The 13591-nt window shown below is 67.1% G+C and carries 14 protein-coding genes; 4 read left to right on the top strand and 10 right to left on the bottom strand.

Going from position 1 to position 13591, the window contains the following annotated elements:
- Positions 1-40: 40 nt before the first annotated feature.
- The 3 genes from DBY63_RS11120 to dapA are packed head-to-tail and all read right to left on the bottom strand — an operon-like array spanning position 41 to position 2815.
- Entirely contained in the window at positions 41-799 is a 759-nt protein-coding gene (locus DBY63_RS11120) for an MBL fold metallo-hydrolase (RefSeq protein WP_027597618.1), read from the bottom strand.
- On the bottom strand, positions 738-1922 hold the full coding sequence (bamC, locus tag DBY63_RS11115) for an outer membrane protein assembly factor BamC (RefSeq protein ID WP_108581942.1): 1185 nt from the start codon (positions 1920-1922) through the stop codon (positions 738-740). Before bamC ends, DBY63_RS11120 begins: the two co-directional genes overlap by 62 nt.
- 14 nt (positions 1923-1936) lie before the next feature.
- Positions 1937-2815 (bottom strand): 4-hydroxy-tetrahydrodipicolinate synthase, encoded by an 879-nt coding sequence (dapA, locus tag DBY63_RS11110; RefSeq protein WP_007162771.1) that lies wholly within the window; start codon positions 2813-2815, stop codon positions 1937-1939.
- 153 nt (positions 2816-2968) lie between these two features.
- Here dapA and DBY63_RS11105 point away from each other — a divergent pair, with 153 nt between their 5' ends.
- Positions 2969-3529 carry a glycine cleavage system protein R gene (locus tag DBY63_RS11105; RefSeq protein ID WP_007162770.1) on the top strand — a complete coding sequence of 187 codons (561 nt, stop codon included), beginning with the start codon at positions 2969-2971 and terminating at the stop codon, positions 3527-3529.
- A 22-nt stretch (positions 3530-3551) separates the two neighbouring features.
- A complete protein-coding gene (locus DBY63_RS11100; RefSeq protein ID WP_108581941.1) occupies positions 3552-4025 on the top strand; it encodes a peroxiredoxin in 474 nt (157 codons plus the stop codon).
- On the opposite strand, the gene DBY63_RS11095 is transcribed toward DBY63_RS11100, so the two are convergent.
- Complete coding sequence (locus DBY63_RS11095; protein WP_007162768.1) at positions 4026-4280, bottom strand: sulfurtransferase TusA family protein; 255 nt, start codon at positions 4278-4280, stop codon at positions 4026-4028.
- A gap of 96 nt (positions 4281-4376) precedes the next feature.
- Between DBY63_RS11095 and DBY63_RS11090 the strand changes: the two genes are divergently transcribed.
- Entirely contained in the window at positions 4377-5816 is a 1440-nt protein-coding gene (locus DBY63_RS11090) for a M48 family metalloprotease (protein ID WP_108581940.1), read from the top strand.
- Between the two features lie 17 nt (positions 5817-5833).
- Here DBY63_RS11090 and nadA read toward each other — a convergent pair whose 3' ends face one another.
- Positions 5834-6892: a quinolinate synthase NadA gene (gene nadA, locus DBY63_RS11085; protein ID WP_007162766.1), complete on the bottom strand. Its 1059-nt coding sequence runs from the start codon at positions 6890-6892 to the stop codon at positions 5834-5836.
- Between the two features lie 214 nt (positions 6893-7106).
- Here nadA and DBY63_RS11080 point away from each other — a divergent pair, with 214 nt between their 5' ends.
- The gene (locus DBY63_RS11080; RefSeq protein WP_108581939.1) at positions 7107-8960 is read left to right on the top strand and encodes a pyruvate kinase; all 1854 of its coding nucleotides are present in this window, start codon (positions 7107-7109) and stop codon (positions 8958-8960) included.
- A 21-nt stretch (positions 8961-8981) separates the two neighbouring features.
- On the opposite strand, the gene DBY63_RS11075 is transcribed toward DBY63_RS11080, so the two are convergent.
- The 5 genes from DBY63_RS11075 to apbC form a co-directional block, all read right to left on the bottom strand.
- On the bottom strand, positions 8982-9872 hold the full coding sequence (locus tag DBY63_RS11075; protein WP_027597615.1) for an LD-carboxypeptidase: 891 nt from the start codon (positions 9870-9872) through the stop codon (positions 8982-8984).
- Entirely contained in the window at positions 9869-10672 is an 804-nt protein-coding gene (locus tag DBY63_RS11070; protein ID WP_108581938.1) for an MOSC domain-containing protein, read from the bottom strand. The genes DBY63_RS11075 and DBY63_RS11070 overlap by 4 nt, the downstream gene beginning before the upstream one ends.
- Positions 10673-10744: 72 nt before the next feature.
- The gene (locus DBY63_RS11065) at positions 10745-11674 is read right to left on the bottom strand and encodes a chemotaxis protein CheV (protein WP_007162762.1); all 930 of its coding nucleotides are present in this window, start codon (positions 11672-11674) and stop codon (positions 10745-10747) included.
- Positions 11675-11790: 116 nt separating this feature from the next.
- Positions 11791-12357, bottom strand: coding sequence for a dCTP deaminase (gene dcd / locus DBY63_RS11060; RefSeq protein ID WP_007162761.1), 567 nt, complete (start codon positions 12355-12357; stop codon positions 11791-11793).
- Positions 12358-12438: 81 nt separating this feature from the next.
- Positions 12439-13533, bottom strand: coding sequence for an iron-sulfur cluster carrier protein ApbC (apbC, locus tag DBY63_RS11055; protein ID WP_108581937.1), 1095 nt, complete (start codon positions 13531-13533; stop codon positions 12439-12441).
- Positions 13534-13591: the final 58 nt, after the last annotated feature.

The following is a 13591-nucleotide window of genomic DNA, read 5'->3' as shown; positions in this document are numbered from 1 at the left end:
GCAGCAACGCCCGACCGCTAAAGAAAAGCCGGTCAGCGCCTCAGGCGATGGCCTGCCACTCCAGCCCCTGCTGCTGATCGGCGATCTGCAGCCAGTCCGCATCGCAGCCCAGCACATTGCTGAAGCAGGCGCGGGCGAGCCAGGGGTTGTTGTTCTTCTCGCTCAGGTGGGCGAGCACCAGATGCTGCAGGCCCGGACAGGCCAGCTCCATCACCAGCTCGGCCGATTGCCGGTTGTTGAGATGACCGCGCACCCCGCCGACCCGTGCCTTGAGGTGATAGGGATAAGGGCCCGCGGCGAGCATGTTGCTGTCGTGGTTGGCTTCGATCACCAGGGCATCCAGGCCACGGTAATGCGCCAGCACCCCAGGGGTGGCCTCGCCGAGATCGGTGAGCACGCCCAGGCGCTTGCGGCCATCGTCGAAGACGAACTGGGTCGGCTCCAGGGCGTCATGGGACACCTGCACCACGGTCACTTCCAGCGCGTCCAGCACCAGCCGTTCGCCGTCCACCAACAGGCCCTGGGCGGCCACCGGCTTGCGCAGGCCGCGACCGGTACCGGCGCTGTAATAGACCGGCACCCCGTGCTTGCGCGCCAGGAGCTCGACGCCCTGCACGTGATCGGAGTGTTCGTGGGTGACCAGGACGGCATCCAGCTGGGCAGGTACCACGCCCAGCCGGGCCAGACGACGTTCGGCTTCCCGCAGGGAGAAGCCGCAGTCGATCAGCACATAGCTGTTATGGCTGTGCACCAGGGTCGAGTTGCCCCGACTGCCGCTGCCCAGGATTGCGAAGCGCATACTGCATGCTCGTCTGAAGCTTTTTCAGCACGCCTTCGGCGATGTCCTGGGGTGCTGCGGTGTTGATGGTCTTGTCCAGGGTGACCTGGACGGTGTTGCCTACCGAGGTGAGGCGCACCTGGAAGCGCCGTGCGCGGGCGTCTTCCTCTTCCTTGGTCTCGCCCTTGCCGAACATGCGGCCGAAGAAGCCCGGCTTGCGCTCTTCGGGCTTCTGCGCGCCTTCGGCGATGTTCACGTAGTAGACGCCCAGGCTGCGATCCATGTCGTCGACGCGGATGTCGGCGCCTTCGATGGCGCGACCTACGCTGGACCAGGCGCGATTCAGATCGCTTTCCAGCACCAGCATGGGCACGCCGCTGCCGTCGACCTCGTAGGTCACGCGCTCGGGGGTGTCGTAGCCACCGGCGGCCAGCAGCGAGACCGAGCCACTGCCCTGCTCGCTGCGGTCCAGGCCGGCCAGCACCTGATTCAGCAGGGCGTCATCGAGTGCCGAGCTGTTCTGGCTGCTGGACCAGGACGGCTCGCTGGAGCTGCCCTGGCTGCGGGTCTGGGTCTGGATGAAGATTTCGCTGCTGCCCGATTGCACGCCCGGCTCGATGCGCAGGCGGGTGCGCAGCTCGTTGCCCGGCTGCAGGCGGCCGTTGGTGCTCAGACTGCGGGCCAGCGGGGTCGACAGCTCGGTGGGCGCCTGCCAGGCGGTGATGATCTCACCGGTCTGCGGACGCTCTTCGGCAATGCGGAAGCCGTTGTCGGTCAGGTACTGACGGGCCACCGGCCAGACGCTGGCGGGGACCTTCTGGGCGGCCAGCCAGCGGGCGTTGCCGCTGCGCTGCACGCTGAACTGTTCGTTGCCACTGCCCTGGACGGCCAGCGGCTGGGGTTTCGGCACTTCGAAGCCATAGGAGCGATTCTGGGTATCAGCCACGTTGGCCGGAATCGGCAGCAGCGGATCCATCGGCTTGGCCTGGACATCGGTCGGCACCTGCATGGGGCCGGTTTCGCGGGCTTCGAGATAGTCATTGCCGCGATCGCGGAAATAACCATGCTCGCCCCACACCCAGCTGCAGCCACTGGCGGTGGCCACGGCCAGACCCAGCGTCGTCAAACCAAGAACACGTTTCATCGACTGCTTCCTAATCACGCCAGCACTCCCGCCTGACGCAGGGCCTGACGTACCACTTCGTGGCAGCGCGAGCTCAGCCAGGTCAGCGGCAGGCGGATACCGGCGTCGATCATGCCCATTTCATGCAGGGCCCACTTCACCGGGATCGGATTCGATTCGATGAACAGATTCTTGTGCAGCGGCATCAGCTGTTCGTTGAGCGCGCGTGCGGTGTCGGCATCGCCCCGCATGGCAGCAGCGCAGAGTTCGCTCATGGCGCGCGGCGCGACGTTGGCGGTCACCGAGATGTTGCCCTTGCCGCCCAGCAGCATGAGTTCGGCGGCGGTGGCGTCATCGCCCGAGTAGACCAGGAAGTCCTTGCCGACACGGGAGAGGATGTCGCGGGCGCGCGCCAGGTCGCCGGTGGCTTCCTTGATGCCGATGATGTTCGGCACCTTGGCCAGGCGCTCGACGGTCTCGGCCAGCATGTCGCAGGCGGTACGGCCCGGCACGTTGTAGAGGATCTGCGGAATGGCGACGGTTTCGGCGATCATGCGGAAGTGCTGGTACAGCCCTTCCTGGGTCGGCTTGTTGTAGTAGGGCACGACCAGCAGACAGGCGTCGGCGCCCGCGTCCTTGGCGGCGCGGGTCAGGTCGATGGCCTCACGGGTGGAATTGCCACCGGTGCCGGCGATGACCGGGATGCGGCCCTTGACCTGCTCGACCACATGACGGATCACGGCAACGTGCTCGTCGACGTCGACCGTGGCGGATTCACCCGAGGTGCCCACCGCGACGATGGCGTCGGTGCCTTCGGCGAGATGGAAGTCCACCAGCTTGGTCAGGTTGTCCCAGTCGATACGCCCCTGGGCGTCCATAGGGGTGACCAGCGCCACCATGCTCCCCGCAATCATGCAACCGCTCCTGCCGGAAAAAGAGAGCGGTAATGGTACTGACGCCTCTGCGCCAGCACAAGCAACGCGCCCCCAACGGGCATTCCCCCCGCGAGCGCTTTTCGCTACCCTTTCGCCTTTGCCAGTCTGTAATTCCCCCTGCCAGGAAGCCTAATGTCCGCCACCCCCCCGATTCGCGAACAATTTCTCGTCATCAGCGCGCTGGGCGCCAACCCCATGGAGCTGACCAACGTGCTCTACCGCAGCTGCATGGACAACCGCTGCGCAGTGGTCAGCAGCCGGCTGAGCCGGCACGGGGAATACAGCGCGCTGATCCTGCAGGTCTCCGGCAACTGGGACGGCCTCGCGCGCCTCGAAGGCGGCCTCGCCGGCCTCGGCAAGCGTCACGGCTTCACCGTCGGCGTCACCCGCAGCGCCGCCCTGGAGAATCGCCCCCAGGCCCTGCCGTACGTCGTCTATGTCAGTGCCGCCTATCGCCCGGACATCCTCAACGAGCTCTGCCAGTTCTTCGCCGACCACAAGATCGAAGTGGAGAACCTGGTCTGCGATTCCTACCAGGCGCCCCAGACCGGCGGCACCATGCTCAACGCTACCATCACCGTGACCCTGCCCGCCGGCACCCAGATCAGCTGGCTGCGCGACCAGTTCCTGGATTTCGCCGACGCCCTCAATCTCGATGCCCTGATCGAGCCCTGGCGGCCACAGAGCAACTGACGGAACCCGCAAGGAGCTGCCCATGAGCGTGACCCTCGACCAACCGCTTCCGGCTTTCCAGGCCCAGGCCACCAGCGGCCTCGAGGTCTCGCCGGCCAGCCTGCGCGGTCGCCAGGCGGTGCTGTACTTCTATCCCAAGGACAACACCCCCGGCTGCACCACCCAGGGCCAGGGCTTTCGGGATCTGCACGAGCAGTTCCTCGCGGTCGATACCCAGGTCTTCGGCATCAGTCGTGACAGCCTGCGCACCCACGAGAATTTCCGCACCAAGCAGGGCTTTCCCTTCGAGCTGATCAGCGACAAGGACGAGACCCTCTGCCAGCTGTTCGACGTGATGCGACAGAAGAAGCTCTATGGCAAGGACTACATCGGTGTGGATCGCAGCACCTTCCTCATCGACCGGGAAGGCGTGGTGCGCCAGATCTGGCGCGGCGTGAAGGTCCCCGGGCACGTCACCGAGGTCCTGGCCGCCGCCCAGGCGCTGAACAAGGCCTGATCAGGCCTTGCGCAGCCAGTAGCGGAAGGTTTCCCCCGCCACCTCTTCGCCCACTAGGGCGTGTCCCGACAGCTTGGCGAAGGTACGGAAGTCGCGTTGCGACCCGGCATCGGTCGCCACCACGGCCAGCACCTCGCCGGAAGACAGGCGGTTGAGTTCCAGCTTGGCCTTGAGCAGCGGCATGGGGCAGCTCAGGCCACTGGCGTCCAGCTGGGCGGTCACCGCGCCGGTGTAGGGTTGGCTCAGATCGGCCATGAGATTCTCCATTGGGGGCTAGGTCAGTGCCCGGGTTTGCTAGGCACCCAGACGGCGGGCCGCTAAAGTAGCCCTTTTGCGGCCACGAGTCTTGCCATGAACGTCCTGCGCCCTGCCCTGCTGTCCCTGGCGCTGCTCGCCGCGCCCCATCTGGCGCAGGGAGCGAACGATCTGCCGTCACTGGGCGATGCCAGCTCTTCGATCGTCTCGCCCGAGCAGGAGTTTCAGATGGGCCGCGCCTGGCTGAGCATGTTGCGCGGCCAGGTCCCGGCCATCAACGATCCGCAGCTCAAGCAATTCGTCGAGCAGACCGTCTACAAGCTGGCCGAAACCAGCGACCTGCAGGACCACCGCCTGGTCTTCATCCTGATCAAGGATCCCGAGATCAACGCCTTCGCCGCGCCCGGCGGGGTGATCGGGGTCAATGGCGGGCTGTTCCTCAAGTCGGAGACCGAAGCCGAATACGCGGCGGTCATGGCCCATGAGTTGGGTCACCTCATCCAGCGCCACTTCGCCCGCGGCGTGGAAAACCAGCAGCGCATGCAGTTGCCGCTGATGGCGGCCCTGCTCGCCGGCATCGTGGCCGCCGCGGCAGGCGGCGGCGATGCGGGAATCGCCGCAATCGCCTCGACCCAGGCGGCGGCCATCCAGAGCCAATTGCGCTTTTCCCGACTCAACGAGCAGGAGGCCGATCGCGTCGGCATCGTCAATCTGGAGCGCGCCGGCTACGACCCGCGCGCCATGCCGGAGATGTTCGGTCGGCTCGCCCGGCAGTATCGCTATGACCGTACCCCGCCGGAATTCCTGCTGACCCACCCGGTCACCGACAGCCGGATCGCCGATACCCAGGCGCGTGCCGAGCGTTTTCCCAAGGGCGGCGTCGAGGATAGCAAGCGCTTCCAGCTGATGAAGGTGCGGGCTCAGATGTATTTCGAGGAAACCGCCGGCCTGCTGGTGAAGCGCTATAGAGCCCAGCTGCAGGAAAACCCGGACAACGACGCGGTCCGCTACGGCCTGGCCATGGGCCTGACCAAGCAGGGCCAGCTCAACGAGGCGCGGGACACCCTGGCGCCGCTGCTGCGCAAGGCGCCGGACGAGATCAGCTGCAACCTGGCCCAGGTCGACCTGGACATCACCGCCAATCGCCTGCCCGACGCCCAGAAACGCGTGCAGCGACTGCTGGAGCTCTATCCGGACGATCTGGCGGTGAGCCTGGCCCAGGTGGACCTGCTTGGCCGCACCAAGCAGGCCAAGGCCGCCAGCCAACTGCTCGACAAGCTGCTCAAGCAGCGGCCGATCGATCCGGATCTGTGGAATCAGGCGGCGGACGTCCGCGGTCAGGCCGGCGACCTGGTCGGCGTGCACCAGGCACGCGCCGAGTACTTCGCCCTCACCGGTGACTACAACCAGGCCATCCAGCAACTGGGCTTCGCCAAGCAGCGCGCCGCCAGCAACTATCAGCTGGCCGCGCGGATCGATGCCCGCCAGCAGGAGATGATCGCCCAGCGCAAGCTGAGCGAAGAAATCCTGCGCTAGCGTCCTGGGCCGCGCCCTCAGGCGTTGCCCTTGACCTTCAGCTGCAGCGCCTGGGTGAAGTCGAGCATGCGCTTGAGCGGCTTGACCGCCCGGGGGATGAGTGCCGGATCGACCAGCACCTCGCCGGAGCCGTCGAGCAGGCAGTTGAGGGTGCGCTCCAGGGTATTCATCGCCATCCACGGGCAGTGGGCGCAGCTGCGGCAGGCGGCGCCGTTGCCGGCGGTGGGCGCCTCGATGAAGGTCTTGTCCGGGCAGGCCTGCTGCATCTTGTAGAAGATGCCGCGATCGGTGGCGACGATGAACTGGCGATTGGGCAGCGTCTGGGCCGCCTTGATCATCTGGCTGGTGGAACCGACATGGTCGGCCAGTTCGATCACCGCCTCGGGCGACTCCGGATGCACCAGGATGGCCGCCTCCGGATAGAGCCGCTTGAGGTCTTCCAGCTGGCTCGCCTTGAACTCCTCATGGACGATGCAGGAGCCTTCCCAGAGCAGCATGTCGGCGCCGGTCTCGCGCTGGATATAGCGACCCAGGTGGCGATCGGGGGCCCAGAGAATGGTCTCGTCGTTGTCCATCAGGTGCTCGACGATGTCCAGCGCGCAGCCGGAGGTGACCACCCAGTCCGCCCGGGCCTTCACCGCGGCCGAGGTGTTGGCGTAGACCACCACGGTGCGCTCGGGATGCTGGTCGCAGAAGGCGGAGAATTCCTCCACCGGGCAGCCCAGGTCCAGGGAGCAGGTGGCTTCCAGGGTCGGCATCAGCACCCGCTTTTCCGGGTTGAGGATCTTGGCCGTCTCGCCCATGAACTTGACCCCGGCCACCACCACGGTGGACGCCGGATGGCGATTGCCGAAACGCGCCATCTCCAGGGAGTCGGCGACGCAACCGCCGGTCTCCTCGGCCAGCGCCTGGATCAGCGGATCGGTGTAGTAGTGGGCGAGCAGCACCGCGTTCTGCGCCTTGAGCTCGCGGGCGATGGCGGTCTTGTAGGCCGCGATCTCGTCCGGCCCGAGCGCCTTGGGCTGCTTGGCGGCCAGATGGGCCTGGACCAGGAGACGTTCGGAAATCTGCACCATGGCGGGTACCTGAAAACGGGGGTCGTCAAGGCCGCGCATCATAGCAGCATCCTGGCCGACTCCCTATGGGCGCCAGCGGCGGCCTGCGCGATGAGTGGCCATCTGCCGCTAATGTCTGGCAACACTTGGCTTTTCACTTCTCCGGCGGTCACGGGTCCGAGACAGGAACGCCCGGTGAGCGTCTCGCCTGGGCCCCCGCTGCTGGAGACCTATCGTGCCGCCCCGTTCGACCTCGCGTTCCCGGACCTCCGATCACGATCTCGCCACCCTCCTCGCTGAACTGCGCGCCCTCCAGGATGCCCTGCACCAGGCCAGCGCGGATCCGCGCCTGGATCGCCAGGCGCTCAATCCTGCCTACCTCGCCAGCGCCCAGAACCTGCTCGCCTATCTGGCGTTACGCGAGGGCGACCTGCATGGCCTGCAGCTGCGCCTCTCCACCCTGGGGCTGTCGTCGCTGGGTCGTTCCGAAGCCGCGGTGCTGCCGGCGGTGGCGACGCTTATCAACACCCTGGAGCGACTGCTCGGCGGGAGCCCGGCGGCGCGACCCACGGCCAAGGCCGCCAACCCGCTGGCGGATCACGCCCGCATGCTGTTCGGCTCCCCTGCCGCCGAGCGGGAGGTGCGCATCATGGTCACCCTGCCGCGCGAGGCCGCGGACAACTATTCCCTGGTGCGGGATCTGCTGGCGGCGCATATGGATTGCGTGCGCATCAACTGCGCCCACGACGAACCGGCCAGCTGGAAGCGGATGATCGAGCACGTGCGCCGTGCCAGCGCGGAGCTGGACCGGCCCTGCAAGGTGTTCATGGACCTGCCGGGCCCCAAGCTGCGTACCGGGCCCATCGCCACGGGCGCGGCGGTGCAGAAGGTGAAGCCCGAACGCGATGCCCGGGGCCGTGTCTGCCAGCCGGCGCGGATCTGGCTGACCGGCCGTCGCCAGCCGCAACCGGCGCCCTCTCCGGCCGCCGCCAGTGTCCAGGTGGGCGAACGCTGGCTGAAGGATCTGCAGCCGGGCGACCATATCCGCCTGGTGGACACCCGGCAGGCACAACGGCGCTGGACGGTCGTCGAGGTCGGCGACCGCGGCTGCTGGGCGGAGGCGACCAAGACCACCTACCTTGCGCCCGGACTGCGTCTGAGCGTCGCGCGCGAGGGGCGCAAGAGACACAGCCGCATTGGTGATTTCGCCCCGCAGCCGGGTGCCCTGCGCCTCGCCGAGGATGATCTGCTGATCCTGACTGCCGACCAGACGCCCGGCCGGCCCGCCAGCCAGGACAGCGGCGGTCGCCTGCTGACACCCGCCACCCTGGGCTGCACCCTGCCCCAGGTGTTCGCCGACGTGCGCGGCGGCGAGCCGGTCTGGTTCGACGACGGCAAGATCGGCGGGGTGATCGAAGGCGCCGATCAGGATGCGCTGCAGGTCCGTATCACCCACGCGCCGGGCGGCGCCAAGCTGAAGGGCGACAAGGGCATCAACTTTCCCCAGAGCAACCTGCGGCTGGCAGCGCTGGGCGAACAGGACCTCGCAGCCCTGGCGTTTGCCGCCGAGCACGCCGACGCCATCGAGATGTCCTTCGTCAACAGCGCCGACGACGTCCGTGCGCTGCTCGCGGAACTCGAGCGCCTGCAGGCCGAGCACCTGGGTGTGGTACTGAAGATCGAGACCCGCCGCGGTTTCGACAACCTTCCCGCACTGCTGCTGGCCGGCATGCAGCGCGGCGGCTTCGGCGTGATGATCGCCCGTGGCGACCTGGCGGTGGAAGGCGGCTTCGAGCGCCTGGCGGCGCTGCAGGAAGACATCCTCTGCCTGTGCGAGGCGGCCCACGTGCCGGTGATCTGGGCGACCCAGGTGCTGGAGAATCTGGCCAAGAAGGGTTCGCCTTCGCGCGCCGAGATCACCGATGCCGCCACCGGAGTCCGTGCCGAATGCGTGATGCTCAACAAGGGCCCGCACATCCTCAAGGCGGTCGCTACCCTGGATGAATTGCTGGTGCGGATGCAGGGCTACAACAGCAAGAAGCGCCAGATGCTGCGCAAGCTGGAACTGGCCACGCCCTGGGCGGACTGATCCGCCCAGGAGCGGTCGGGCCTAGAGCACCTGCAGGCGACCCGCTTCCAGGCGCACCCGGGCGCCATAGGGCCAGGCCTGGTTGTCCGGGCCATGGCCGCTGGGCAGGCCGCGATAGAGGGCGATGCCGCGCGGCGCCAGCCATTCGGCGAAGATCTCTTCCAGCGACTGCTCGACGTTGCGCGCCGGGCAGTCGGTGAAGGTGCCCAGGCAGACCGCGCCGATGCGGTGCTCGGTGAGGTTGCCGAGCAACTGGCAGAGGCTGCGTTCGAGTCGATAGTAGGGCTCGCCGACATCTTCCAGCATGAGGATGGCGCCATCGTGGGGACGCAGCGCCGCGGCGGTGCCGACCACGCTGGCCAGCGTGGTCAGGTTGCCGCCGATCAGCTCGCCGGCAGGCACCTGGGCCGGACCGGCCAGGCGCTCCAGCTGCCAGGCCGGACGGCCACCGGCGCACAGCTCCAGGACTGACTCCAGCGAGCGGGTCCGGGCCGCCTGGGTAGCCGGATCCTCGTCGCGGCGCCCCCAGTCCAGGGCGCCAGGACCATGGATGGCGGTGAGACCGCGGCGATGGAAGGCTTCCAGCAGCACCGTCAGGTCGGAATAGCCGATCAGCGGCCGGCCCTTGCTGCTGGACAGGCGCGACCAGTCCAGCCAGGGCAGCAGCTGTGCGGATCCATAACCGCCGCGCAGGCACCAGACCGCATCCACGTCCGCCTGGCTGAAGGCCCAGTGCAGATCTGCGGCCCGCTCCTCGGCGGTCCCGGCGAGATAGCGATGACGCTTGAGCGCCTGCTCGCCCAGCACCGCTTCGATGCCGGCCGCCTGCAGCTGTTCGATCGCCGCCGTGACCAGCTCCTGCTTGACCGCACCTGCCGGACTTACCAGCGCCACACGCCGCACGGGAGTCATTCCAGCACCTCCACCGGCATGCCAGCCTCGATGACGCCGCGCCCCAGGGGGATGACGTTCATGCCGAACAGCATGCGATTGTCCTGGAAACGGTATTCGCGCAGGGCGGTCAGTGGCTGCCGATCCGGATCCTTTTCGCCGGTCACCGGATCCTGGGTGATGACGATGCAGCGCGAGCAGGGACAGGCGACGGCGAAGTCCACCGTGCCGATGCGCAGCCGTTTCCAGCCGTCCTCGGCATAGGCCGCAGTGCCCTCCACCACCAGATTCGGCCGAAAGCGCAGCATTTCCAGCGGTTTGCCCACCCGCTCCGCCAGATCGGCCAGGGAGGCCTCGCTGGTCAGCAGCAGGGGAAAGCCGTCGGCGAAGTGGACCTTCTGCCCCGGCTCGGCGAAATCGGTATTGATCTGGCGTGCATGGCTTTCGGCGATGTACACCAGGCGGCAGCGGCGCCCGAGGAAGTCGCTCAGCCAGGCATCGGCCTCGGCGGCGACCGGCGCCTGCAGGGTGTCGCGCCAGATGGTCACGCCTAGCTGCTCACCGGTGGCATCGGGCACCGCCACCTCGAGCGGAGTCCGCCCTGGCGCGCTCAGGCGCAGTCGATCGGCGGCCAGCCAGCGCGCCTCGATGTGATTCATCTGCGCAAGCTGGCGCAGGGTCAGGAAGCGACCGGTGTCGGCATCCACCACCATCCAGCGGCGATCCCCCACCAGGCCCAGGGCATCCACCTCGGCCTGGGCGAGGGATTCCACGGCCGTCGACTTGACGGGATAACGATAGAGGGCACTGAGGTGCGACATGGGCGCGGCTTCCTGGCGGCGGACAAAGGCCGTCAGTGTAAGGGAGGCGCCGGAGCGGCGAAACCGCGGGGATCAGCCCTCGGCCAGTGCCAGGCGGCGGCGGACTTCCTCGACCAACTGATCGGGCTGGAACTTGGAGAGGAAGGCGTTGCAGCCGACCTTCTTCACCATGGCTTCGTTGAAGCTGCCCGACAGCGAGGTGTGCAGCACCACATAGAGGTCGGCGAGGCGCGGATCCTGGCGGATCTCGGTGGTCAGGCGATAGCCGTCCATTTCCGGCATCTCGGCATCGGTCAGCACCATCAGCAGCTTCTCGGTCAGCACCACGCCTTCGTCGGCCCAGGCCTTGAGCTTGCGCAGGGCCTGCAGGCCGTCGGTGGCGACGTGGAATTTCAGATCCAGCTGGACCAGGGTGTCGCGCAGCTGGCCGATGGCGGTGCTGGAGTCGTCCACCAGCAGCACCTCGCGACCGCGGGCCTTGGCCAGCAGCGGATCGGCCAGGCGTTCCTGGGAGACCTTGACGTTGTAGGGCGCGATCTCGGCCAGCACCTTTTCCACGTCGATCACCTCCACCAGGCGGTCTTCGATGCGGGTGATGGCGGTCAGGTAGTGCTGCCGTCCGGCACCGCCGGGCGGGGCCTGGATGCTGTCCCAGTTGAGGTTGATGATGCGATCGACGCTGCCGACCAGAAAGGCCTGCACCGAGCGGTTGTACTCGGTGACGATGATGGTGCTGTTCTCGTCGGGCGTGATGGGTCGCATGCCGATGGCGGCGGCCAGGTCGATCACCGGCAGGGTCTGGCCACGCAGGTGGACCACGCCGCAGATCATCGGGTGGCGCTTGGGCATCTGGGTCAGGCGCGGCAGCTTGAGGACTTCCTGCACCTTGAACACGTTGATGGCGAACATCTGCCGGCTGGACAGCTGGAACATGAGAATTTCCAGACGATTCTCGCCAACCAGCTGGGTGCGTTGATCGACGGTGTCGAGAATGCCGGCCATGGAAAGTCCACTCCAAAGATAAGTCAGGTCACAGGCTATCGGCGGCCGTGGACTTTTCTTGAGGCCCGGAAACGGCGAAGCCGCCAGACAGGCGGCTTCGCTCGAATAGCGCCAAGTCAGGCGCGTGGCAGGGTCACGCCGCGCTGGCCCTGGTACTTGCCGCCGCGATCCTTGTAGGACACCTCGCAAGCCTCGTCGGATTGCAGGAACAGCATCTGGGCCACGCCTTCGTTGGCGTAGATCTTGGCCGGCAGGGTGGTGGTGTTGGAGAACTCCAGGGTCACGTGCCCTTCCCACTCGGGCTCCAGCGGGGTGACGTTGACGATGATGCCGCAACGGGCATAGGTGCTCTTGCCCAGGCAGATGGTCAGGACGTCGCGCGGAATGCGGAAATATTCCACGGTGCGCGCCAGGGCAAAGGAGTTCGGCGGGATGATGCAGACGTCGCTGACCACGTCGACGAAACTCTTGTCGTCGAAGTTTTTGGGATCCACCACCGCCGAATGGATGTTGGTGAACACCTTGAATTCGTTGGCGCAGCGCACGTCGTAGCCGTAGCTGGACACCCCGTAGGAGATCACCCGGCTGTCGTCCGCGCCGCGCATCTGGCGCTCGACGAAGGGCTCGATCATGCCGTGCTCCTGGGCCATGCGGCGAATCCACTTGTCCGATTTGATGCTCATGGCAGGTCTGGCTCCGGGGCGAAAAAATTGACCGCGCATTCTAGAGGATCGCAGCGCGGTCTCAAAGGCGAACGGACGAAATCAGTCGTCACTGACGGTGATGGTCGGCATGCCGCCACCGGCCTGACCGCCCAAGGCGATGCGGGCCCCGACTTTGCGCGCCAGTTCCTGGTAGATCAGCGCGATCTGGCTGTCGGGATCGGCGATGGCGGTGGGGCGCCCGGCGTCGGCCTGCTCGCGGATGGCCATGGCCAGCGGCAGCGAGGCCAGGAGGTCCACGCCGTACTGCTCGGCCAGCCGGCCGCCGCCGCCTTCGCCGAACAGGTGCTCGGCGTGGCCGCAGTTGGAGCAGATGTGCACCGCCATGTTTTCCACCACCCCGAGCACCGGGATATTGACCTTCTGGAACATCTCCACGCCCTTCTTGGCGTCCAGCAGGGCCAGGTCCTGGGGCGTGGTGACGATCACCGCGCCGGCCACCGGCACCTTCTGCGCCAGGGTCAGCTGGATGTCGCCGGTGCCCGGCGGCATGTCGATCACCAGGTAGTCGAGGTCATTCCAGGCGGTCTGGGTGATCAGCTGGATCAGGGCGCCGGAGACCATGGGGCCACGCCAGGCCACCGGGGTCTTGTCGTTGGTGAGGAAGGCCATGGACATGACCTCGACGCCATGGGCCTGCAGCGGGATGAACCACTTCTCGTCGCGCACCTCGGGACGGGTGCCCTCGGCGAAGCCGAACATGATGCCCTGGCTGGGACCATAGATGTCGGCGTCCAGCACCCCGACCCGGGCGCCTTCGCGGGCCAGCGCCAGCGCCAGGTTGGCGGCGGTGGTGGACTTGCCCACCCCGCCCTTGCCCGAGGCCACGGCGATGATGTTCTTGACGTTGCCCATGGCTTCCAGCTGCCGCTGGGCGGCGTGGGGCGCGATTATGCAGTCGACCTGGATCTCGGCGGTGTCGACCCCGGGCACGTTCTCCAGCGCGGTCTTGAGCACCTGGGCCAGGCCACCCTTGAACAGTCCGGCGGCATAGCCCAGCTCGAAGCGGGCGCGCACCCGGCCACCGTCCAGCGCGAGGTCGCGCAGGGCACCGGCGCTGAGCAGGTCCTGTTCGAGATAGGGATCGTGATACTGGCGCAGCGCGGCCTCGATGGCCTCGCGAGTCGGAGCGGTCATGCAGACTCCCGGAAACAGCGGATAGGAAAGAGAAGCTGCGGCCTATGCTACCCACTGT

Origin of the sequence: Pseudomonas sp. RIT411, from assembly GCF_003057735.2 — a bacterium.
GTDB classification, from domain to species: Bacteria; Pseudomonadota; Gammaproteobacteria; order Pseudomonadales; family Pseudomonadaceae; genus Chryseomonas; species Chryseomonas oryzihabitans.
Note: the sequence above shows the minus strand (reverse complement) of the source record. Positions and strands in the feature narration are given on the sequence as shown.

Bases quoted from the DNA above. Each gene is read 5' to 3' on its own strand.
- DBY63_RS11120 (WP_027597618.1), bottom strand. From the start codon at position 799: ATGCGCTTCGCAATCCTGGGCAGCGGCAGTCGGGGCAACTCGACCCTG.
- bamC (WP_108581942.1), bottom strand. From the start codon at position 1,922: ATGAAACGTGTTCTTGGTTTGACGACGCTGGGTCTGGCCGTGGCCACC.
- dapA (WP_007162771.1), bottom strand. From the start codon at position 2,815: ATGATTGCGGGGAGCATGGTGGCGCTGGTCACCCCTATGGACGCCCAG.
- DBY63_RS11105 (WP_007162770.1), top strand. From the start codon at position 2,969: ATGTCCGCCACCCCCCCGATTCGCGAACAATTTCTCGTCATCAGCGCG.
- DBY63_RS11100 (WP_108581941.1), top strand. From the start codon at position 3,552: ATGAGCGTGACCCTCGACCAACCGCTTCCGGCTTTCCAGGCCCAGGCC.
- DBY63_RS11095 (WP_007162768.1), bottom strand. From the start codon at position 4,280: ATGGCCGATCTGAGCCAACCCTACACCGGCGCGGTGACCGCCCAGCTG.
- DBY63_RS11090 (WP_108581940.1), top strand. From the start codon at position 4,377: ATGAACGTCCTGCGCCCTGCCCTGCTGTCCCTGGCGCTGCTCGCCGCG.
- nadA (WP_007162766.1), bottom strand. From the start codon at position 6,892: ATGGTGCAGATTTCCGAACGTCTCCTGGTCCAGGCCCATCTGGCCGCC.
- DBY63_RS11075 (WP_027597615.1), bottom strand. From the start codon at position 9,872: ATGACTCCCGTGCGGCGTGTGGCGCTGGTAAGTCCGGCAGGTGCGGTC.
- DBY63_RS11070 (WP_108581938.1), bottom strand. From the start codon at position 10,672: ATGTCGCACCTCAGTGCCCTCTATCGTTATCCCGTCAAGTCGACGGCC.
- DBY63_RS11065 (WP_007162762.1), bottom strand. From the start codon at position 11,674: ATGGCCGGCATTCTCGACACCGTCGATCAACGCACCCAGCTGGTTGGC.
- dcd (WP_007162761.1), bottom strand. From the start codon at position 12,357: ATGAGCATCAAATCGGACAAGTGGATTCGCCGCATGGCCCAGGAGCAC.
- apbC (WP_108581937.1), bottom strand. From the start codon at position 13,533: ATGACCGCTCCGACTCGCGAGGCCATCGAGGCCGCGCTGCGCCAGTAT.